This is a genomic window from Rhizobium sp. 10PS4 (genome assembly GCF_032464805.1).
Lineage (GTDB): Bacteria > Pseudomonadota > Alphaproteobacteria > Rhizobiales > Rhizobiaceae > Rhizobium > Rhizobium laguerreae.
Window position 1 is genome coordinate 67,609 of the sequence record NZ_JAWDIW010000009.1, and the last position, 22,366, is coordinate 89,974.

General features: G+C 60.0%; 17 protein-coding genes. 12 read left to right on the plus strand and 5 right to left on the minus strand.

Translation table 11 applies throughout. The annotated features are described in order from the left end of the window. The first annotated feature begins 64 nt into the window (after window positions 1–64). The 4 genes from mnmG to RWJ89_RS18210 are packed head-to-tail and all read left to right on the plus strand — an operon-like array spanning window position 65 to window position 4,312. Window positions 65–1,942 carry a tRNA uridine-5-carboxymethylaminomethyl(34) synthesis enzyme MnmG gene (gene mnmG / locus RWJ89_RS18195; protein WP_316031216.1) on the plus strand — a complete coding sequence of 626 codons (1,878 nt, stop codon included), beginning with the start codon at window positions 65–67 and terminating at the stop codon, window positions 1,940–1,942. Between the two features lie 24 nt (window positions 1,943–1,966). Then, window positions 1,967–2,584 (plus strand): 16S rRNA (guanine(527)-N(7))-methyltransferase RsmG, encoded by a 618-nt coding sequence (gene rsmG / locus RWJ89_RS18200; protein WP_222009835.1) that lies wholly within the window; start codon window positions 1,967–1,969, stop codon window positions 2,582–2,584. Window positions 2,585–2,603: 19 nt separating this feature from the next. Then, a complete protein-coding gene (locus RWJ89_RS18205) occupies window positions 2,604–3,398 on the plus strand; it encodes a ParA family protein (RefSeq protein ID WP_011654065.1) in 795 nt (264 codons plus the stop codon). A gap of 32 nt (window positions 3,399–3,430) precedes the next feature. Further along, complete coding sequence (locus tag RWJ89_RS18210; protein ID WP_017962618.1) at window positions 3,431–4,312, plus strand: ParB/RepB/Spo0J family partition protein; 882 nt, start codon at window positions 3,431–3,433, stop codon at window positions 4,310–4,312. 196 nt (window positions 4,313–4,508) lie between these two features. Here RWJ89_RS18210 and holA read toward each other — a convergent pair whose 3' ends face one another. Genes holA through leuS form a run of 3 tightly spaced genes read right to left on the minus strand, consistent with a single transcriptional unit; the run spans window position 4,509 to window position 8,701 of the window. Then, the gene (gene holA / locus RWJ89_RS18215; RefSeq protein WP_131665092.1) at window positions 4,509–5,549 is read right to left on the minus strand and encodes a DNA polymerase III subunit delta; all 1,041 of its coding nucleotides are present in this window, start codon (window positions 5,547–5,549) and stop codon (window positions 4,509–4,511) included. A 10-nt stretch (window positions 5,550–5,559) separates the two neighbouring features. After that, the gene (gene lptE / locus RWJ89_RS18220) at window positions 5,560–6,081 is read right to left on the minus strand and encodes an LPS assembly lipoprotein LptE (protein WP_168284797.1); all 522 of its coding nucleotides are present in this window, start codon (window positions 6,079–6,081) and stop codon (window positions 5,560–5,562) included. Next, complete coding sequence (leuS, locus tag RWJ89_RS18225; protein WP_131665094.1) at window positions 6,071–8,701, minus strand: leucine--tRNA ligase; 2,631 nt, start codon at window positions 8,699–8,701, stop codon at window positions 6,071–6,073. The genes lptE and leuS overlap by 11 nt, the downstream gene beginning before the upstream one ends. 200 nt (window positions 8,702–8,901) lie before the next feature. On the opposite strand from leuS, the gene RWJ89_RS18230 reads away from it, so the two are divergent. From RWJ89_RS18230 to RWJ89_RS18240, 3 genes are all read left to right on the plus strand, one after another. Continuing rightward, window positions 8,902–9,561, plus strand: coding sequence for a YggS family pyridoxal phosphate-dependent enzyme (locus RWJ89_RS18230; RefSeq protein WP_316031270.1), 660 nt, complete (start codon window positions 8,902–8,904; stop codon window positions 9,559–9,561). Window positions 9,562–9,636: 75 nt separating this feature from the next. After that, the gene (locus RWJ89_RS18235; RefSeq protein WP_168284798.1) at window positions 9,637–11,547 is read left to right on the plus strand and encodes a propionyl-CoA synthetase; all 1,911 of its coding nucleotides are present in this window, start codon (window positions 9,637–9,639) and stop codon (window positions 11,545–11,547) included. Window positions 11,548–11,803: 256 nt separating this feature from the next. Beyond that, complete coding sequence (locus tag RWJ89_RS18240; protein WP_316031217.1) at window positions 11,804–12,739, plus strand: flagellin N-terminal helical domain-containing protein; 936 nt, start codon at window positions 11,804–11,806, stop codon at window positions 12,737–12,739. 79 nt (window positions 12,740–12,818) lie between these two features. On the opposite strand, the gene RWJ89_RS18245 is transcribed toward RWJ89_RS18240, so the two are convergent. Continuing rightward, window positions 12,819–13,523: a DUF1013 domain-containing protein gene (locus tag RWJ89_RS18245; protein WP_003544022.1), complete on the minus strand. Its 705-nt coding sequence runs from the start codon at window positions 13,521–13,523 to the stop codon at window positions 12,819–12,821. A gap of 228 nt (window positions 13,524–13,751) precedes the next feature. Between RWJ89_RS18245 and acs the strand changes: the two genes are divergently transcribed. Then, the gene (acs, locus tag RWJ89_RS18250; protein WP_168305417.1) at window positions 13,752–15,707 is read left to right on the plus strand and encodes an acetate--CoA ligase; all 1,956 of its coding nucleotides are present in this window, start codon (window positions 13,752–13,754) and stop codon (window positions 15,705–15,707) included. A 230-nt stretch (window positions 15,708–15,937) separates the two neighbouring features. Here acs and RWJ89_RS18255 read toward each other — a convergent pair whose 3' ends face one another. Continuing rightward, window positions 15,938–16,162, minus strand: a complete 225-nt coding sequence (locus RWJ89_RS18255) for a DUF1674 domain-containing protein (protein WP_026265519.1) — start codon at window positions 16,160–16,162, stop codon at window positions 15,938–15,940. A gap of 110 nt (window positions 16,163–16,272) precedes the next feature. Between RWJ89_RS18255 and htpX the strand changes: the two genes are divergently transcribed. From htpX to purH, 4 genes are all read left to right on the plus strand, one after another. After that, on the plus strand, window positions 16,273–17,235 hold the full coding sequence (gene htpX / locus RWJ89_RS18260) for a zinc metalloprotease HtpX (protein WP_168345461.1): 963 nt from the start codon (window positions 16,273–16,275) through the stop codon (window positions 17,233–17,235). Further along, window positions 17,226–18,614: an RsmB/NOP family class I SAM-dependent RNA methyltransferase gene (locus tag RWJ89_RS18265; protein WP_316031218.1), complete on the plus strand. Its 1,389-nt coding sequence runs from the start codon at window positions 17,226–17,228 to the stop codon at window positions 18,612–18,614. The genes htpX and RWJ89_RS18265 overlap by 10 nt, the downstream gene beginning before the upstream one ends. Before the next feature lie 215 nt (window positions 18,615–18,829). Next, complete coding sequence (locus RWJ89_RS18270) at window positions 18,830–20,503, plus strand: heparinase II/III family protein (RefSeq protein WP_222009829.1); 1,674 nt, start codon at window positions 18,830–18,832, stop codon at window positions 20,501–20,503. Window positions 20,504–20,710: 207 nt separating this feature from the next. Further along, window positions 20,711–22,327 (plus strand): bifunctional phosphoribosylaminoimidazolecarboxamide formyltransferase/IMP cyclohydrolase, encoded by a 1,617-nt coding sequence (gene purH / locus RWJ89_RS18275; protein WP_168284495.1) that lies wholly within the window; start codon window positions 20,711–20,713, stop codon window positions 22,325–22,327. Window positions 22,328–22,366: the final 39 nt, after the last annotated feature.

The following is a 22,366-nucleotide window of genomic DNA, read 5'->3' on the forward strand; positions in this document are numbered from 1 at the left end:
AACCTTTAGAGCCAAAGGCCCTGCACGGTTTCACGTGAAACGTCGGCCGGATATGGAGTCTTGAATGACGGATAATGTCTTCGATGTGATTGTGATCGGTGGCGGCCATGCGGGGTCGGAGGCTGCCAGCGCAGCTGCGCGCCTGGGGGCAAAAACCGCTCTGATTACGCATAGGCGGGACACGATCGGAGTCATGTCCTGTAATCCGGCAATTGGCGGGCTGGGCAAGGGCCATCTTGTTCGGGAGATCGATGCGATGGATGGCCTGATGGGTCGCGTTGCCGATGTTGCAGGCATTCAATTCAGGATGCTCAACAAGAAGAAAGGCGCGGCTGTCCGAGGACCGCGGACGCAGGCCGATCGAAAGCTTTATCGCCTGGCGATGCTGGCGGCGATCGAAGCGACGCCGAACCTGGATGTCATCGAGGGCGATGCGTTTGATCTGGACGTTGTCGATGGTTGCGTCGCTGGCGTGATCATGAAGGATGGTCGGACCCTGAAAGCGCCGGCGGTGGTTTTGACCACCGGAACCTTTCTGCGCGGTCTTATTCATATCGGGTCGGAAAAGACACCGGCCGGACGTGTCGGTGAAGCGCCGTCGATCGGATTGTCTGCGACCCTCGCCCGGCTGGGACTGCGGCTGGGACGTCTGAAAACCGGCACACCCGCCCGGCTGGACGGCAAGACGATCGACTGGCAATCCATCGGTCGACAGGGGGCTGACGAGGAGCTTGTCCCCTTCTCCTTCATGACCGACACGATTACCACGCCGCAAATCGAATGCGGGGTTACCAGAACGACCGAAGCGACCCACCGCATCATTGTCGACAACATTATGCGCTCGGCAATGTATTCCGGGCAGATCGAAGGTGTCGGGCCTCGTTATTGCCCGTCTATCGAAGACAAGTTGGTGAAATTCGGAGAGCGGGATGGACATCAGATCTTTCTCGAACCTGAGGGACTGGACGATGACACGGTCTATCCGAACGGGATTTCTACCTCCTTGCCGGCGGAGGTGCAGGCAGACTTCATCAAAACGATCCCCGGCCTCGAAGCGGCAAGGATACTGCAACCGGGCTATGCGATCGAATATGATCATGTGGATCCGAGAGAGCTTACTCCATCGCTGGAGGTCAAACGGCTGAGAGGCTTGTTTCTCGCCGGCCAGATCAATGGCACCACCGGATATGAAGAGGCGGCGGCGCAGGGACTGGCAGCCGGGCTGAATGCCGCATTGCGAAGCAGCGATTCGGATCCGTTCCATTTCAGCCGGACGAGTTCTTATATTGGCGTCATGATCGACGATCTCACGTCACGAGGCGTTACGGAGCCGTATCGAATGTTTACATCGCGCGCGGAGTATCGGCTGAGTTTGCGGGCTGACAACGCCGATATGCGCTTGACGCCGCTGGCCATGCGGCTTGGATGCGTCAGTGACGCGCGGGTGCAGCGATTCACATCCTATCAGGCAGAGATCGAAACCAGTCGGGCGCTGCTGCAGTCGCTGGTGGTGACACCGAATGAGGCGCGCCGCGCGGGCTTGAATATCAATCTCGATGGGCAGCGCCGAACCGCGTATGACTTACTGTCCTATCCGAATTATGATTTCGCCGCGCTTCGGCAGGTTTGGCCGGAGAAGCTCGGCATGATTGGACGGAAAGTTGCGGAAGCGTTGGAAATCGAGGCAGGCTATTCGGTTTATCTCGATCGACAAGCCTCGGCGATTGCCGATCAACAACGCGACGAGGAGCGGCAGATACCGCTAAATTTCAACTATGATGCACTGGCCGGTCTCTCGAACGAGCTGAAGGTCAAGCTCAGCGCTGCTCGCCCTTTCAATATTGCCCAGGCCGCAATCGTTGAAGGGATGACGCCTGCGGCAATCGCGTTGCTGCTCGTGCACTTGCGTCGACTATCCTCTGCCGAACGCCATAGCGCTTGATACAAGATTTGAGAGTCTTTCAGAATGGAATTAAACGGTTTGCGTGTTTCACGTGAAACACAGGAGCGGTTGCAACACTTTGCAGCGCTGTTTCAGAAGTGGGCAAAAGCAATCAATCTGGTGGCGCCGTCGACACTGGATGATCTGTGGCACCGGCACATCGCTGATAGCAGCCAGGTCTTTCAGATTCATCCTCGACCGATTACTTGGATTGACCTCGGGAGCGGAGGCGGCTTTCCCGGTGTTATTACGGCGATTTTTATGGCCGAGCTGCAAGGTGGATGGGTCCATCTGGTCGAAAGCAACCATAAAAAGGCAGCGTTTCTGCGGACAGCGCTACGGGAGACAAATGCGCGCGGCAGCGTCCATAGCATTCGAATCGAAGATGCTTATACGGAGGTTGGCGAATGTGGTGCGATTTCGGCGCGCGCCCTTGCGGATCTTGATGGGCTCATCGGTTATTCATCCCCCTGGATGCTTGGCAAGGAAAATTGTCGTGGCTTCTTTCATAAAGGCCGGGATTACCTGAGGGAAATTGACAAAGCACGTGGTCGGTGGGAATTCGATCTGTTAGAACATAAGAGCGCCGTCGAGCAGGAATCTGTTATTCTGGAAATATCAAATCTCCGGCGCTTGGTTTAACAGATCGGATATTGCGGCAATGGCTGGCGAACGACATCGGATTATCACCATCGCAAATCAGAAGGGTGGCGTTGGCAAAACGACCACAGCAATCAATCTGGCAACGGCGCTTGCTGCTATCGGCGAGCGCGTCCTGATCGTCGATCTCGACCCGCAGGGCAATGCCAGCACAGGCCTCGGTATCGATCGTCGTGATCGCAAGCTGTCTTCCTACGATCTGATGGTCGGTGATCGTGGGATTCCCGAAGTGACTCTCGAAACAGCGGTTCCTAATCTGTTTATCGTCCCGTCGACGATGGATCTTCTTGGCATCGAGATGGAAATCTCGCAGCAGAGCGATCGGGTGTTCAAATTGCGGAAGGCGCTCTCTTCGCCCGAAGCCATGGCGTTTTCTTATATTCTTCTGGATTGCCCGCCGTCGTTCAATCTGCTGACGATGAATGCTATGGCGGCGGCGCATTCGGTCCTGGTGCCGCTGCAATGTGAATTCTTTGCGCTGGAGGGGCTGAGCCAGCTGCTTGAGACCGTGAGCCAGGTTCGGCGGACGGTGAACCCGCGTCTGGATATTCAGGGTATCGTCTTGACGATGTTCGATGCGCGCAACAATCTTGCCCAGCAGGTTGTCAATGACGTGCGTACGCATCTGGGAGACAAGGTTTACCACACGTTAATTCCGCGCAACGTCCGGGTTTCCGAGGCTCCGTCCTACGGTAAGCCGGCTATTCTCTATGACTTGAAGTGCGCGGGCAGTCAGGCCTATCTGCAGCTGGCCTCCGAGGTCATCCAGCGAGAACGCCAAAGACTGGCCGCGTGATATCATTTTAGGGGTGTAGGTGAGTGTAGATCATGAATGACGATGTATCAAAAAGGCGATTGGGCCGCGGCCTTGCGGCGCTGATTGGTGAAATGGATCAGCCTGTCCCGGTGGAAGCCGAGCGGACTATCAGCGCCGACAGAATGATCCCGATCGAGTTCGTCAGCCGCAATCCCCGCAATCCCCGTCGGTTCTTCGATGACTCCGAACTGCACGATCTCGCAAGCTCCATTCGTCAACACGGTATCGTTCAGCCGATTGTTGTGCGGACGATGTCGCGGGATCGATATGAGATCATCGCCGGCGAACGACGCTGGCGCGCAGCTCAGCTTGCCGGGCTGATCGAGATTCCTGTCATTATCCGTGATGTGGATGATAAGACCGCGCTGGAAATCGCCATTGTCGAAAACGTGCAGCGCGCGGATCTCAATGCTCTCGAAGAGGCCTTGGGTTATGAGCAGCTGATCGCGGAATACGGCTACACCCAGAACGACCTCGGCGAAATCATCGGGAAGAGCCGCAGCCATGTTGCCAACTCGTTGCGCCTGTTGAAATTGCCTGATCCGGTTCGCGATCTGCTTGCTGCCGGCAGCCTATCGGCTGGCCACGCGCGCGCACTGGTTTCGACATCCGACCCGGCAAGTCTTGCCCGTACGATCGTTGCCAAGGGCATGTCGGTGCGTGATGCGGAAAAGCTGGCGCAAAACAATATCAAGGCCCAATCGGAGCCGCAGCAGGCGGCCTTGCGGCGAGATCAGAAAGATTCGGACACGCTGGCGCTGGAACGGACACTTTCCGATGCGCTCGGCCTTGATGTTGCGATCAATCACAAGGCAAGCGGCGGCCAGATCAAAATTTCCTATAAGTCGCTAGAGCAGCTCGAGGAAATCTGCCGCTTGCTCGAGAGGCGCTAGAACAGGATGATTTTAGGCCGGGTCGGCCTAAAATCTGAATCCTGTTCTACATTATACAGTCAGAGCATGATGTCGTCCGAAAACCGCTCACACTTTTCGGCATCATGCTCCAGAGCACCGACGCTCTAACTCCTTGAAACAACGCATCGTTCTTTCCAAAAATCGGTTAGGATTTTTTGGGCCGACGTTGTGCTGGTCAGGCGGATTTCCGGCCGGATTGAAGGGTGGTGGACAGAAGCGTTTGCATCGCAACGCTGTCTTCTAGCGCCTGCCGCCGTCTAGTTTGCAGAATAGCGGCCTGTAGCCGATTGGATTCACGGGCGATGCTTTCCGCTGTCCACTGGCGCAGCGCCTGTTCGATGATCGGCTTGCGGCGGAAATGCAGATGCCGCCCCATTGTCTGCATGATTTGAGGTGGCTGCAGCCGTTTTTCATCCATTTCGGCGCGCATCGCATCCAGAAGCTGGAATTGCTTCAGGCATGCCTGCAGAACCAGAAAGATCGCGGTTTTCGAACTGCTGATCTTTTGCATGGCGTGCAGAAAGGCGTTGAGATCGCCGCCGAGGATGGCGTCGACGGCGTCGTCAACCGAGATGGCGCTGGCGTCGCCAATTATTTCGGTAACGTGATGTTCTTCGACCGTATCGAAGCCCCGGCAGTAAAGAGCAAGCTTGCGCACCTCGTTTCGGGAAGCGATCCTGTCACCGCCGATCAACGCGATCAGCGCTTGTCGCGCGGCCGGCGTAATGCCGAGCTTCTCTGCACCGAGCTCTGTATCGATCAATGCATTCAGGGCGCGGCTGTCATCGGCGTAGGAGGGGATCGTCATGACGGATCGGGCGGCTTCCGCGGCCTTGCGCAGCAGGGAACCCTTCTTGAGGTCACCGGCCTCGATGATCAGATAGGCGGCTTCGAGTGGTTTTTCGGCCAGCAGCGCCAAGGAATCGACGAGGTATTTCTCGTTGGCGGCACCGCGGATCCAGATCAGTTTCTCGCCGCCGAACAGACCGATCGACTGGACCTCGTCGACCAACCGACCGGGGTCTTTCTGCAGGTCGCCGATATCGAGCTTGGTCAGCGAGAAGGGATCATCGAGTGCAACACCGCTCTTGTCGGCGAGCTGGCTTGCCCGTTCGGAAACAAGGCCGCGATCCGGTCCGTAGATGACGTATATCCGATAATTCCGTGCCGATTTCTGCAGGAATGTCTCGAATTCGTGGGATTTTATCTCTGCCACATCCCCGCCCTCAGCGGCTGAGGGCAGCGGCGATATCGGCTCCCACGAATTCCGCCACCTGATCCGCCGCGCGGTTCTCGGCATCACGGATCGCCCGCTGCTTGGCGAATTCCTGTTCGGAAAAATCCACCAGCGCCGTGGTAGCGCGGCTGCCGGCCTTGATGACGTGATTGTCGGTCGCCGAACGCAGCGTGTAGGTGACGCTGACGGTCACACGGCCGGCGCGCGACGTGTCCGAGGAATCCCTCAGGAGCGTATCGGCAACAGACGTGGTAGCGCGAATCTCAACCTGATATTGCGGGTTTACCGCTTCACCGGCACCGCGCGACGCAAGGAAGATCAGTCGATTGCGCACCTGCTGCTCGACGCGGCTGCTTGCTGGGGAAAAGCCGACCGAGGAAAGCTTTTCGACGACACCGGAATTCTCGGAATAAAGCGGTCGGACCTGGCAGGCGGAGAGAAAAGCCGCCGCGGCAAGGATCATGGCGATGCCGGCATTGCGGGCCAGCTTGCAAGCGATATCAAACGACAATGTTTACAATCCTTTGGGGAACCACGATGATCTTCTTCGGTGCCTGTCCGTTCAGCGCGTTCTTCACCGCATCCAGATCCAGGACGGCGTTGGTGACGGCATTCTGATCTGCATCGCGAGAAATTGTCAATTCAGCGCGTTTCTTGCCGTTGATCTGTACCGGCAAGACGACATCGTTTTCGATGACGAGTGTTTCGTCGTATCGCGGCCAGCTTGTCCGGGCAAGCAGGCCTTCATTGCCGAGCGCGGCCCAGCATTCCTCAGCCAGATGCGGCGTCATCGGAGAGACGAGCTGAATCAGAATCTCGGCAGCATCGCGCACCGCCGCGCGATAGGTGGCATCACCCTCACCTGCCGCAACCCTCGTCATCGGTGCGGCCAGCGCGTTGACGAGTTCATAAATTCGGGCAACGGCCTTGTTGAACCAGAGCTTGTCATAGTCGTTCTCGACAGCCTTGAGCGTCTTGTGGGCGGCCTGCGAGATCGATAACGCCTCCCCATCGGTTGCCGGCGCAGGTACCACGGTGGAGAGCGCGTCGGCTGCTTCGGAAATCAAGCGCCACAGACGCTGAGTGAAACGATGAGCGCCTTCGACGCCCGCTTCGGACCAGATGACGTCACGCTCGGGTGGGGAGTCGGACAGAACGAAGAAACGGGCGGTATCGGCGCCGTAGGAGGCGATGATATCGTCGGGATCGACAACGTTCTTTTTCGATTTCGACATCTTCTCGATCGAGCCGATCGCAACTTCCTCATTGTTCGTCAACAGGAAGGCCCGGCGTTTGCCGTCGAGTTCGTCGATGCGGATATCGGCGGGTGCCACCCATTCGCGGCTGGCGCCGGCGCCGCGGCTATAGGTTTCGTGGACCACCATGCCCTGGGTGAAGAGACCCTTGAAAGGTTCGGTGGCGGCGACGTGACCGGTCTCGCGCATGGCGCGGGTGAAGAATCGGGAATAGAGCAAGTGCAGGATCGCGTGCTCGATGCCGCCGATATACTGGTCGACCGGCAACCAGCGGTTTGCCGCCTCCGGATCGGTCGGCTTTTCTTCCCAGGGCGCGGTAAAGCGGGTGAAATACCAGCTCGAATCAACGAAGGTGTCCATCGTATCCGTCTCGCGGCGGGCATCCTTGCCGCAGTTCGGGCAGGAGACATGGCGCCAGGTCGGATGACGGTCGAGCGGATTGCCCGGCTGGTCGAAGGTGACGTCGTCGGGCAGCTTGACCGGCAGGTCCGCCTTCGGCACCGGCACGACACCGCAATCGTCGCAATGGATGACCGGGATCGGGCAGCCCCAATAACGCTGGCGGGAAATGCCCCAGTCGCGCAGACGGAAATTGACCTTGCGCTCGCCTTGCGGCGCATTGCCGAGCGAAGCAGCCGACAGCCGGTCGGCAACGATATTGAAGGCTTCCTCGGTCGTCTTGCCGTCGAGGAAGCGCGAATTGATCATCACGCCATCGCCGTCATAGGCCGTGTCGCCGACGGAGAAGCTTGCGGCATCGCCATCCCTCGGCATGACGACGGCCACGACCGGCAGGTCATACTTGCGTGCAAAATCAAGGTCGCGCTGGTCGCCCGAGGGGCAGCCGAAGATCGCGCCCGTGCCATAATCCATCAAGACGAAATTGGCGATGTAGACCGGCAACTCCCAGGAAGGATCGAGCGGGTGTCGGACGCGGATACCGGTATCCATGCCCTTCTTTTCGGCGGTCTCGAGTGCTGCGAGCGAGGTGCCGGCGCGGCGGCACTCGTCGCAGAAGGCGTCGATATCAGGGTTCTTCGCGGCAGCATCCTTCGCCAGCGGATGATCGGCGGCGATTGCCAGGAAGGAAGCGCCGAACAGCGTGTCCGGCCGGGTGGTATAGACCGTCACTTCGCTTTCGCCGGCAGGTGCCGTTTCCGGCACGATCTCCCAGCGGATCGTCAGGCCTTCCGAACGGCCGATCCAGTTCTTCTGCATCAGACGCACTTTTTCCGGCCACTGGTCGAGCGTATCCAGCGCGTCCAGCAGATCCTGGCTGAAGTCGGTGATCTTGAAGAACCATTGCGTCAGTTCGCGCTGTTCGACCAGCGCACCGGAACGCCAGCCGCGGCCATCGATCACCTGTTCGTTGGCGAGCACGGTATTGTCGACAGGATCCCAGTTGACCTTCGACTGCTTGCGATAGACCAAGCCCTTTTCCAGGAAATCCAGGAAGAGATGCTGCTGGTGCTGGTAATATTCGACGTCGCAGGTGGCAAACTCACGGCTCCAGTCCAGCGAAAGACCCATGGCCTTCAGCTGCGCCTTCATCGAGCCGATATTCTGGTACGTCCAGGAGGCGGGGTGAACGCCACGCTCCATGGCGGCATTCTCCGCCGGCATGCCGAAGGCGTCCCAGCCCATTGGATGCAGCACGTTGTAACCGCGGGCGCGCTTGTAGCGGGCGACGACGTCGCCCATGGCGTAATTGCGGACATGACCCATATGGATGCGCCCCGACGGATAGGGGAACATTTCGAGGACGTAATATTTTTCGCGCGGATCGGCATTGTCGGTCTCGAAGACCTTGTCTTCATTCCATTTCTGCTGCCAGCGGGGCTCGGCATCGCGCGGATTATAACGTTCGGTGGCCATGGTATTCGTATTTCCGGAAAATCAGGGGAGGTTGGTCGAGACCTTCACCATGAAACCACTACAGCGTCAAGTTTTGCAGGCGCTGCAAGCGTGCGATCTTGATCGTGACCAGGCGATTTCGCCGGGGCGGGACTTGGCAAGCACAGAATGGCTGGCTAGTTCATTCCAATCCTTTCATGCAGGTATGTCGAGGCAGAATGATGGAACTTCAAGAGCGCTTGAACGAGGTGCGGTCCCGGATCGCCGCCGCAGAACGCGAGGCAAGCCGTTCGGCGGGTTCCGTTCAGCTCGTCGCGGTGTCGAAAACCTTCGAGGCGGACGTGATCCGCCCGGCCATCGAAGCCGGACAGCGTGTCTTCGGAGAGAACCGGGTGCAGGAAAGTCAGGGCAAGTGGCCGGCGCTGAAGGCCGAGCATCAGGATATCGAGCTGCATCTGATCGGACCGCTGCAATCAAACAAGGCGGCGGATGCTGTGGCGCTTTTCGACGTCATCGAGACAGTGGACCGGGAAAAGATCGCCCGCGCACTTGCCGAGGAGATGAGGCGGCAAGGCAAGGCGCTACGGCTCTATGTCCAGGTCAATACCGGGCTCGAACCGCAGAAGGCCGGCATCGCTCCTGACGACACGCCGGCCTTCGTCGCCCTCTGCCGCGACGAACTCGGCCTTTCGATCGAAGGTTTGATGTGCATTCCGCCGGCCGAGGACTATCCCGGACCGCATTTCGCCCTGCTGGCAAAGCTCGCGCTCAAATGCGGCGTCGGAAAACTTTCCATGGGCATGTCGGGCGACTACGGGACGGCGATCGCCTTTGGCGCCACCAGCGTGCGTGTGGGGTCAGCGATTTTCGGCACGCGCTGAAACGCTGCTTTGGTCGGGCTTCCTGTTCCCCTCAATGCCGCCTAGATTAGGTTTGCATGTCCTGGGGAGGAGCAGATGCGGAACGGCTATCATCAGGCCTATGCGGCCTGGAAACGCGATCCCGAAGCCTTCTGGCGCGAAGCGGCCAGTGACATCGACTGGTTCGAGCCGCCAGAGCGGATTTTTTCACCCAATGAAGGCGTCTATGGCCGCTGGTTCTCAGACGCCGAAACCAATACATGCCACAATTGCCTGGACCGGCATGTGGCTGCCGGCCGCGGCGGCGAGACAGCGGTCATCTTCGACAGTGCAATGAACGGCGAGAAGCGCCGTTTCACCTATGATGAGGTGCTTGGCGAGGTGATGGCCATCGCAGCAGCACTGGTCGAGCGTGGCATCGGCAAAGGCGATCGCGTCATCCTTTATATGCCGATGGTGCCGCAGGCGGTCTTTTCCATGCTTGCCTGCGCCCGCATCGGTGCGGTTCACTCCGTCGTTTTCGGCGGGTTTGCCGCCAGCGAACTTGCGGCGCGCATCGACGATTGCGCTGCGAAGCTGGTGATCACCGCGAGCTGCGGGCTCGAGCCCGGCCGCATCGTCGCCTACAAGCCACTGGTCGATCAGGCGATCGAGATCGCGCGTTCGAAGCCGGAGCGCTGTCTGGTGCTGCAGCGGCCGGAGCTTCGGGCAGATCTCGTCGGCGGTCGAGATCAGGATTTCGAGGTGGCGGTGGCGCAGCATCGTGGCGATGAGATCGCCTGTGTCTCCGTCAAGGCCACCGATCCGCTCTACATCCTCTATACTTCGGGCACGACCGGCCAACCGAAGGGCGTGGTGCGCGACAATGGCGGCCATATGGTCGCGCTCAACTGGTCGATGCGGAATATCTACGGCTTGAAGCCGGGCGAGGTCTTCTGGACGGCTTCGGATATCGGCTGGGTCGTCGGGCATTCCTATATCGTCTATGCCCCGCTGCTATCAGGCGTAACCACTCTGATCTTCGAGGGAAAACCGGTCGGCACTCCGGATGCCGGCACATTCTGGCGCATCGTCTCGGAATATCAGGTGCGGGTGCTCTTCACGGCGCCGACGGCATTCCGCGCCATCCGGCGGGAGGACGGTGACGGTGAACTGATGCGCCAATATCCCATGCCGGATCTGCGCGCACTGTTTCTTGCCGGCGAGAGGGCGGATCCGGAGACGTTGAAATGGGCCGAGCACCTGCTTGGCATACCCGTCATCGATCATTGGTGGCAGACGGAAACCGGTTGGCCGATCGCCGCAAATCCGCTTGGTCTCGGCGCCCTTCCCGTCAAGCACGGGTCGCCGGCGCTGCCGATGCCCGGCTATGAGATCGCGGTGCTCGACGATGCCGGTCATCCGATCGAGGCGGGAACGCTCGGCAATATCGTCGTGAAGCTGCCCCTGCCGCCCGGCTGCCTGCCGACCCTCTGGAACGCCGACGAGCGTTTTCGCTCGGCCTATCTCGATGAGTTTCCCGGCTATTACAAGACGGCCGATGCCGGCTATGTCGATGAGGACGGCTATCTCTTCATCATGTCGCGCACCGACGACATCATCAATTGCGCCGGTCATCGGCTCTCGACAGGGGCGATGGAGGAGGTCTGTGCGCGTCATCCCGATGTCGCCGAATGCGCGGTCATTGGCGTGATCGATGCGCTGAAGGGTCAGGCGCCCTGCGGTTTCCTGGTGCTGAAACGACATGTTTCCCGTGACGCGACGGCGATCGAATCAGAGGTCGTGGCGATGATTCGTGATTCGATCGGGCCGGTTGCCGCCTTCAAGACGGCCATCACCGTTAACCGGTTGCCGAAGACACGCTCCGGCAAAATACTGCGCGGCACGATGCAGAAGATCGCCGACGGCGTACCCTGGAAAATGCCTGCAACCATCGATGATCCAACGATTTTAGAGGAAATTGCCGAGGCGCTGCGCGGGCGCGGTTTAGGCTCCTTGCCGATGTGAATTAAACTTTCGGTAAGCCTAATTGAGGAATTGTTAACTATGTTGATGCAAGCATTTGTTAACGGCAATGGCTTGCATAGCAAGCTTTGCATGACGCGGTCGCCGTTACCGGCCTACTGCATAATTTCTTAAATCGGAATCGATTTAAGGACAAAATTATGCAGCAGTTGAAGTGCTACAGCGTCCTTTGCGCGTCTGAAAGACGTGCGGCGCTGTAGTCCGGATTGCCCCTTTCTCAACGATTGTGGAACGGATCATGACAAGCATCCTCACCAACAACGCTGCTATGGCAGCGCTGCAGACTTTGCGCGGCGTAAACGATAGCCTCAAGGACACCCAGGGTCGTGTTTCATCGGGTTATCGTGTGGAGAAAGCGGCCGACAACGCCGCCTATTGGTCGATTGCTACGACCATGCGTTCCGACAACATGGCGCTTTCAGCCGTCTCCGACGCGCTCGGGCTCGGCGCGGCAAAAGTCGATACCGCCTATTCGGCCATGGACAGCGCACTCGATGTCGTCAGCGAAATCAAGGCCAAGATCGTCGCCGCCACCGAAAAGGGCGTCGACAAGACGAAGATTCAGCAGGAACTCGACCAGTTTCAGGAGCAACTGCTCAGCATTGCTCAATCGGCGTCCTTCTCCGGCGAAAACTGGGTTGCCGGCGCCTCCGGCACAAAGAGCGTCGTTTCGTCTTTCGTGCGCGATGGCAGCAATGCCGTTTCGGTCAAGATGACGGACTACGTGCTCAATGCGGGCACGCTTGGAAACGTGCTTTTCGGCATGACCAGTACCGGTGCGATCGAGACGACCAGCGGTATCATTGGTACGGCCTTCAACGGAACCTACGGCGGCGCCGTCATCGTCATGCCGTCGATATATGCTCTCGACATCACCAATTTCACCCAGAGTCAGCTCGACGCAGCCCTGACCGGTATCGAACTGGTTCTCGGCGCCATGACCGCCGCCGGCTCGGCGCTCGGCTCGATCTCGACCCGTATCCAGCTGCAGGAAACGTTCGTCAGTGGCTTGCACGATTCGATCGACTCCGGTGTCGGACGCCTGGTCGATGCGGATATGGAAGAGGAATCGAGCAAGCTATCGGCGTTGCAGACGCAACAGCAGCTTGCCATCCAGTCGCTCTCGATCGCCAATACCTCGGCGCAGAACATCCTCACCCTGTTCCGCAGCTAATCGAAACAGGTCATCCGCAATAAAAAACCCCGTCGGTCAGCTCATACCGGCGGGGTTTTTCATGAGATGAGCTGATATCTCAGTACTGATCGTCGTCCTCGTCCTTCGGCGCCGAGCGTAACGAGCTCAGCTTGCGGAAGACGGCATCGGCGTCGATTTCCTTTTCCTTTTCCTCCTCGCGCTCGTAGCTCGGGCTCAGGCGCTCGGTCTCCTGGGCCGATTGCAGCGTCGCGCCAAGCTCGGCGGCGGTCGGCAGCGGACGGCCCTTGGAGGCCTTTTCCACTTCCATGTCGAGATCAATCTGGCTGCAGAGGCCGAGCGTGACCGGATCCATCGGCGCCAGGTTGGCGGAGTTCCAGTGGGTGCGCTCGCGGATCTGCTCGATCGTCGATTTCGTCGTGCCGACGAGGCGGGAAATCTGCGCGTCCTTCAGCTCCGGATGGTTGCGAACGAGCCAGAGAATGGCGTTCGGGCGGTCCTGACGCTTGGAAACCGGGGTATAACGCGGACCGCGGCGCTTGGATTCCGGCACCCGCACCTTCGGTTCGGAAAGCTTCAGCTTGTGGTTCGGATTGGCCTCGGCGCGGGCAATCTCGTCGCGGGAAAGCTGTCCTGTCGAGATCGGGTCGAGGCCCTTGATGCCCTGCGCCGCTTCGCCGTCGGCGATCGCCTTGACTTCGAGCGGATGCAGTTTGCAGAACTGCGCAATCTGATCGAAAGACAGTGCCGTATTGTCGACGAGCCAGATGGCTGTCGCCTTCGGCATGAGCAGTGTTTGAGCCATGGATATAGTCCTTCTATCGTCCGCGCCGGTCGCGGTCCGTGGATTGTCACCACAATGTCCGGGAAATATGCCGCTATATAACCGCACTGTCGCAGAATTGCAATTCTTCCGAAATGAAATGACCTTCGTCTAATTGCCGTGGCGATGCGAACTGCTATGAATTGCCGTGATTTCAAGTCCGGGCCATAGCTCACGCGGCCCGTCGCATGTCCCATGAGGAGGAGTTGCATGTCGGAGAAGATCTATCCGGTCACGAAGCCGGTGAAGGCGCGCGCCCTGATCGATAAGGAAAAGTACCTGAAATGGTACGAGGAAAGCGTCGAGAACCCGGACAAGTTCTGGGGCAAACACGGCAAGCGCATCGACTGGTTCAAGCCCTATACCAAGGTCAAAAACACTTCCTTTACCGGCAAGGTTTCGATCAAGTGGTTCGAGGACGGTCAGACAAACGTCTCCTACAATTGCATCGACCGTCATCTGAAAACGAATGGCGACCAGGTGGCGATCATCTGGGAGGGCGACAATCCCTATATCGACAAGAAGGTCACCTATAACGAGCTCTACGAGCATGTCTGCCGGATGGCGAACGTGTTGAAGAAGCACGGCGTCAAGAAGGGCGATCGCGTCACCATCTATATGCCGATGATCCCGGAAGCAGCCTATGCGATGCTCGCCTGCGCCCGCATCGGCGCGGTGCATTCGGTCGTCTTCGGCGGTTTCTCGCCGGAGGCCTTGGCGGGGCGTATCGTCGACTGCGAGTCCACCTTCGTCATCACCTGCGACGAAGGCCTGCGCGGCGGCAAGCCGGTGCCGCTGAAGGACAATACCGATACGGCGATCCATATCGCCGCCCGCCACCATGTCAATGTCAGCAAGGTGCTGGTCGTTCGCCGCACCGGCGGCAAGACCGGCTGGGCACCGGGCCGCGATCTCTGGCATCACCAGGAAATTGCCACGGTGAAGGCGGAATGCCCGCCGGTGAAGATGAAGGCGGAAGACCCGCTCTTCATTCTTTATACGTCAGGCTCGACCGGCAAGCCGAAGGGCGTACTGCACACGACGGGCGGTTATCTCGTCTATGCGGCGATGACGCATGAATATGTCTTCGATTATCACCACGGCGACGTCTACTGGTGTACGGCCGATGTCGGCTGGGTGACCGGCCACTCCTATATCGTCTATGGGCCGCTTGCGAACTGCGCGACGACGCTGATGTTCGAGGGCGTGCCGAACTTCCCGGACCAGGGCCGTTTCTGGGAAGTCATCGACAAGCACAAGGTCAACATCTTCTATACGGCGCCGACGGCGATCCGCTCGCTGATGGGTGTTGGCGACGACTTCGTCACCCGCTCCTCGCGCTCTTCGCTGCGCCTGCTCGGCACGGTCGGCGAGCCGATCAATCCCGAGGCTTGGGAATGGTACTACAATGTCGTCGGCGACAAGCGCTGCCCTGTCATCGATACGTGGTGGCAGACGGAAACCGGCGGCCACATGATCACGCCGCTGCCCGGCGCCACCGATCTGAAACCCGGTTCGGCGACGATCCCGTTCTTCGGCGTCAAGCCTGAGCTGGTCGACAATGAGGGCAAGGTGCTGGAAGGCCCTGCCGACGGCAATCTCTGCATCACCGACAGCTGGCCGGGCCAGATGCGCACCGTCTATGGTGACCATGAACGTTTCATCCAGACCTATTTTTCCACATACAAGGGCAAGTATTTCACCGGCGATGGCTGCCGGCGCGATGCGGACGGTTATTACTGGATCACCGGCCGCGTCGATGACGTGCTGAACGTCTCCGGCCACCGGCTCGGCACGGCGGAGGTGGAATCCGCGCTTGTCTCGCATAATCTGGTTTCGGAAGCGGCGGTCGTCGGTTATCCGCATCCGATCAAGGGCCAGGGCATTTATTGCTATGTGACGCTGATGTCCGGTCACGAGGGATCGGATACGCTTCGCCAGGATCTGGTGAAACATGTGCGGGCCGAAATCGGCCCGATCGCCGCGCCCGACAAGATTCAGTTTGCGCCCGGCCTGCCGAAGACGCGCTCCGGCAAGATCATGCGCCGCATCCTGCGCAAGATCGCCGAAGACGATTTCGGTGCTCTCGGCGACACTTCGACGCTTGCCGATCCGGCAGTCGTCAACGATCTGATCGCCAACCGGCAAAACAAGGCGACCGCCTGATAGATCGAGCCGTTCCGGTCCCCTTTCGGGCTTCCGGGGCGGCTCTTTTGTTTCCGCGTATTCGATGCGTTGTTTGCGGCATCCAAGCATGTTCACGGGCGAAGCCCTGAGAACTTTCCCGGCGAGGTCACGCCCGCTAGATGTGGCTGGAATACTTGTCGCTTAAGATGTCGTTAGCCGGATTCTTGACTCCATTCTGCTGCGGCAGGGGAAGGCACAGCAATATTGGCCTAAAAATCGATCGCCCTGCCATTGATTTCGTAATCGCCGAAACGCGCCGGCTCGGCTCCGCCGCGGCCGCCGATCTCCGGCGGCAGCTCCAGCGGCTTCTGGTTTTTTCGCCGCTCCTCGGCTTCGGCAAGGGCGCGCCTGGCAGCCGGGGGCAGCATCTTGCGCGGTGGCTCGGATCCCTCGGCCATCGGCGTTTCGCTGTTGTCGTTATCGGCGTCCTGCATGGCCGTCTCCTGCCGGAAATATTGAAAATGGCTGATGAATAACCAAATCATAATGCGCCGGTGCCGGGATTGAAAGCTTGTGGCGCCGAAATCGGAGATGGAGATCCGCCATGAACCTCGTTCGCACTGCGATGTTGCTTGCCTTCATGACGGCGCTTTTCATGTTTGTCGGCTTCCTGATCGGCGGTCGGGCCGGCATGATGATTGCCTTCGTCATCGCTGCCGGCATGAATTTCTTCTCCTACTGGAATTCCGACCGCATGGTGCTTTCGGCCTATCGCGCCCAGGAGGTCGACGAGCGCAACGCGCCGGAATTCTTTGCGATCGTGCGCGATCTCGCCCGCAATGCCGGCCTGCCGATGCCGAAGGTCTATCTCTACGACAGCCCGCAGCCGAATGCTTTCGCCACCGGCCGCAATCCCGATAATGCCGCCGTCGCCGCCTCGACCGGCCTGCTCAGCGCCTTATCTGCCGAGGAGGTCGCAGGCGTGATGGCGCACGAACTGGCCCACATTCAGTACCGCGACACGCTGACGATGACGATCACGGCAACGCTTGCCGGCGCGATCTCCATGCTCGGGAACTTTGCCTTCTTCTTCGGCGGCAATCGTGACAACAACAGCAATCCGCTCGGCTTCGTCGGCGTCATCGTCGCGATGATCGTGGCGCCGCTCGCCGCCATGCTGGTGCAGATGGCGATCAGCCGCACCCGCGAATATTCGGCCGACCGCCGCGGCGCCGAGATCTGCGGCAATCCGCTGTGGCTTGCTTCGGCGCTCGGCAAGATCGCGCGCGGTGCTGCCCATGTGCCGAACGAGGATGCCGAGCGCAACCCGGCGACAGCGCATATGTTCATCATCAATCCGCTCTCCGGCGAGCGCATGGACAATCTGTTTTCGACGCATCCGAACACGGAAAACCGCATCGCCGCGCTGCACGACATGGCGCAAGGCGGCATGAATGTCTCGACGCAGCCTGCTCGTGCTGCTAATCCGTCGCGCAAATCGCGCTCTGTTCCGGATACGGGTCTTGGTCGCGGTGGTTCGCAACCGCCAAAAGGTCCGTGGTCTTGAATTCAGACGGCACGAAGAAGCCATTCCGCAAGCATAAGCCCTCCACTGAGCGCTCTGCGCCTGATAAGCCTGGCCTGCAGGCCCGGGCCGCGGCGGCAAAAATTCTCGGCGCCGTCGTCGACCGCAAGCTGCCGCTCGATGGCGCTCTCGATCATGAACACGGCAATCCGGCCTATAGGGCGCTCGGCGAAAGCGACCGGGCGCTCGTCCGCGCCATCCTGAACACGACGCTGCGCCATTTGCCGCGTATCGATGCCGCGATTGCCGGGCTGCTGGATTCGCCGCTGCCGGAGGGCGCAAGGGCGCTGCATCACGTGCTCGCAATCGGGGCAGCACAGATCCTCTATCTCGACGTGCCGGATCATTCGGCCGTCGATCTCGCCGTCGAGCAGGCCAATCAGGATCCGCGCAATCGCCGTTTCGCCAAACTGGTCAATGCCATCCTCCGCCGGCTCGGCCGCGAGAAGGAGCAGGTGCTTGCCGACATCGGCAAGGTTGCGCCGATGCCGGCCTGGTTTATCGCCAGGCTGGAAAAGGCCTATGGCCGGGACGCGGCGCTGGCGATTTCGGAATCCCAGCTCGAACCGGCGGCAATTGATCTGACCGTCAAGTCCGATCCCGAAGGCTGGGCGAAGCGGCTGAACGGCGTTGTTTTGCCCACAGGCGGCGTGCGTCTCGCCGCCTTCGACGGCGGCATCCCCTCGCTCGAAGGCTTCGACGAGGGCGCGTGGTGGGTGCAGGATGCGGCGGCAAGCATACCGGCGAAGCTTTTCGGCGATCTCTCGGGCAGACGTGCTGCCGATCTCTGTGCTGCGCCCGGCGGCAAGACGGCACAGCTGATCCTTGCCGGCGGCGCGGTCACCGCGCTCGACCAGTCGGAAAACCGGTTGAGACGGCTGCGCTCGAATCTTGAGCGGCTCGGCCTCAAGGCGGAGACGATTGCGGCAGATCTGACGACTTTCGAGCCCACGGAGCATTTCGATGCGATCCTGCTCGATGCCCCTTGCTCTTCCACCGGCACGACGCGCCGGCACCCGGATGTGTTGTGGACCAAGGGGCCTGAGGATATCGCCAGGCTGGCGGCGCTGCAGGAACGGCTGCTGCGTCATGCGCTGACATTGCTGAAGCCTGATGGAACGCTGGTTTTTTCGAATTGTTCGCTCGATCCTGTCGAGGGTGAGGACGTTGTCGCCCGTGTTCTTTCCGATACGGATGCGGTCGAGCGCGTTCCGATCGGCGCCGGTGACTGGCCGGGCCTTGAGACGGCGATCACTCTGCTCGGCGAATTCCGCACGCTTCCCACCATGCTGAAAATGCCTGACGGCATCGGCTCCGGCCTCGACGGCTTCTATGCGGCGGTGCTGCGGCGCCTCGCCTGATTGCAAGGCGTGAGCGCTCGCGGCGAGCCTGGCTATACGAGGTGCTTCATAGCCTCGCGTCACGCATGCCGTTCTCCAAAGCCGTTCGCATGATTTCAAGCGAAACGCGTCAATGTGCGTATATTCGAACTTTGTCACGAATTAATTCATTGCGGACGATGAAATCGGCCACTTTTCACCTATTCTTAACCACGAGGGTCAATAGACAATAGAATATGCAGTCCGGTCGGCGTTTTGCGAGCATGTATGTTCGGGAGGCTTGGCGGCGCGCCTTGCGCCGCGTCGCGTTGCTGCGCCTGAAGCTCTTTCGTCATTCGATCAAGGTGCCCGAGCGTCTGATCGTCGCGCCGACCGATCTGCGCAGCATCGATCCGCATGTGGCCGACGAGATCCTCAACGGGCGGTTTCTCCTGGCCGGGCGCATGCTGGAAACCAACGAAAAGTCGCCCTTCACCTTCACCCTGCCCTCGCGCCCCTTCGCGATCCGTCTTCATAGCTTCGGGTGGCTGCGGCATATGCGGGCGAACAAGACGGAGCGCAGTTCGGCTGCCGCCCGCGCGATCGTCGACAGCTGGCTTTCCATCCATGCCGGTCGCATGGAAGGGGTTGCCTGGGAAACCGACGTCACCGCCCAACGCGTTATCGCCTGGCTGTCGCATTCGCCGGTGGTGCTGCAGAATGCCGACCGCGGCTTTTATCGCCGCTTCATGAAGTCGCTGGCGTTCCAGGTGAGGTTCCTGCACCGGATGGCGCCGTTCACCCTCGGCGGCCTGGAGCTGTTTCGGCTGCGGATCGCGCTGGCCATGGCCTCCGTCGCCATGCCGGCGCGCGCCTCTACGCTCAGAAGGGCGGCGCAGGCGCTCGACCGCGAATTCGATAGCCAGATTCTGCCGGATGGCGGTCATATCTCGCGCAATCCGCGCGTCGGACTGGAATTGCTGCTCGATCTGCTGCCGCTTCGGCAGACCTATGTCAATCTCGGCCATGACCTGCCGCAGAAGCTGATCTCCGGCATCGACCGCATCTATCCTGCCTTACGGTTTTTCCGCCATCAGGACGGGGACCTTGCGCTTTTCAACGGCGCGACCTCCACGCTCGCCAATGAGCTGATGTCGGTGCTCAGATATGACGAGACCGCAGGCCAGCCATTCAAGGCTTTGCCGCAGTCGCGTTATCAGCGGCTTTCGGGGGGCAAGACGGTGATCATTGCCGATACCGGCACGCCGCCTTCGGGAGGCGCGCTTCGCACCGTGCATGCCGGCAGCCTCTCCTTCGAGATGTCGTCCGGCCGTCATCGCTTCATCGTCAATTCCGGTTCGCCGAAATTTGCCGGGCACCGTTATGTCCAGATGGCGCGCACGACGGCGGCGCATTCGACTGTTATCCTCAACGACACCTCGTCCAGCCGTTTTTCGCCCTCGCCTTTTCTGAACCACGCAATCACCGAACCGGTGAGGACAATCACCGTCGAGCGTGCCGAAACCGAAGACGGACGCGACGGCATAAAGCTCAGCCATGACGGTTATCTCAGGGTGTTCGGGGTGCTGCACGAACGTGAGCTGACACTCAATGCCGCAGGTTCGATCGTGACCGGCCGCGACCGGCTCGTTGTCCGCGAAGGATATGAGAATGACGAGCCCCTGAAGGCCGTCGCCCGTTTTCATATCCATCCTTCGATCGTCCTGCATCAGAGTGACGGAGAGTCCGTGCTGCTGACGGCGCCGGACGGCGAAAGCTGGCTGTTTTCCGCGCCCGGCAATGAAGTGCTGATCGCCGAGGACATCTTCTTTGCCGACAGTTCCGGCATCTGCGGCTCGGACCAGATCGAGATCGACTTCGATCTTGCCGAAAAGACCGAAATCCGCTGGTTTTTGTCCCGCAAAGGCTAGAAGCGGATGATTTTGGGCCGAGTGGTCAAAATCAGGATCGCATCCAGATAATGGAAGTAAAAGTACGATGCCGTCCAAAAATGGCTCGTGCTTTTTGGCGTCATGCTCTCACGCCTGTTTGCGTGGCGGCAAAGCTGTGCTAACGCGGCGCCAGCATGCGAACATCCCTTGCGGATGTCCTCCCGAAGCCCGAACGGAGAAGGTTTCATGGCCGTCATTTCCAAGAAGATCCCCGCCCCCGACAAGGTCGAAATCAAGACCGCGCTCATCTCCGTCTTCGACAAGACTGGGATCGTCGACCTCGCCCACGCCTTGTCTGCCAGAGGTGTGCGACTGCTTTCGACCGGCGGCACCTATAAAGCGATCACCGCTGCCGGCCTTGCCGTGACCGATGTTTCCGAAATCACCGGTTTTCCGGAGATCATGGACGGGCGCGTGAAGACGCTGCATCCGATGGTGCATGGCGGCCTGCTGGCGATCCGTGACGACAGCGAACACCAGGAAGCGATGAAAAAGCACGGCATCGAGGGCATCGACCTCGCAGTCATCAACCTCTACCCCTTCGAGGAGGTGCGCGCTGCCGGCGGCGACTATCCGACGACCGTCGAGAATATCGATATCGGCGGTCCGGCGATGATCCGCGCATCGGCCAAGAACCATGCTTATGTGACGACCCTGACCGATCCGGCCGATTATGCCGAACTGCTGGAGCAGCTTTCCGCAGATGACGGCAAGACCGCCTACGCCTTCCGCCAGCGCATGGCCGCCAAGGCCTATGCCCGCACCGCCGCCTATGATGCAACGATATCCAACTGGTTCGCCGAGGCGCTGTCGATCGACACGCCGCGCCACCGGGTCATCGGTGGTGCGCTGAAGGAAGAGATGCGTTACGGCGAAAACCCGCACCAGAAGGCCGCCTTCTATGTGACCGGCGAGAAGCGTCCAGGTGTTTCGACGGCCGCTCTTCTCCAGGGCAAGCAGCTCTCTTACAACAATATCAACGATACGGATGCGGCCTATGAGCTCGTCGCCGAGTTCCTGCCGGAGAAGGCGCCGGCTTGCGCGATCATCAAGCACGCCAATCCCTGCGGCGTCGCCACCGGATCGAGCCTGGTCGAGGCCTATCGGCGGGCGCTCGCTTGCGATTCCGTTTCCGCCTTCGGAGGCATCATCGCGCTCAACCAGACACTGGATGCCGAAACTGCCGAAGAGATCGTCAAGCTCTTTACCGAAGTGATCATCGCGCCGGACGTCACGGAGGAGGCGAAGGCGATCGTCGCCCGCAAACCGAACCTGCGACTGTTGTCTGCCGGTGGCCTGCCCGATCCGCGTGCCGCGGGCTTGACGGCAAAGACCGTTTCCGGCGGCCTGCTCGTCCAGAGCCGCGACAACGGCATGGTCGAGGATCTGGAACTCAAGGTCGTCACCAGGCGCGCGCCGACGGCGCAGGAACTTGATGATATGAAATTCGCCTTCAAGGTCGGCAAACATGTGAAGTCGAACGCCGTGGTCTATGCCAAGGACGGCCAGACGGCCGGCATCGGCGCCGGCCAGATGAGCCGCGTCGATTCCGCCCGCATCGCCGCGCTAAAGGCCGAAGAGGCTGCCAAGGCGCTTGGCCTTGCCGTGCCGATGACGCATGGCTCGGCGGTCGCCTCCGAAGCCTTCCTGCCTTTTGCCGACGGTCTTCTGTCGATGATCGCCGCAGGGGCGACGGCAGTTATCCAGCCGGGCGGCTCGATGCGCGACCAGGAAGTCATCGATGCCGCCAACGAACACGGCGTCGCAATGGTCTTTACCGGCATGCGCCACTTTCGGCACTGATCGGGTGCCGGCGGTGGCCGGCGCTCTTCCTCGAGGTTC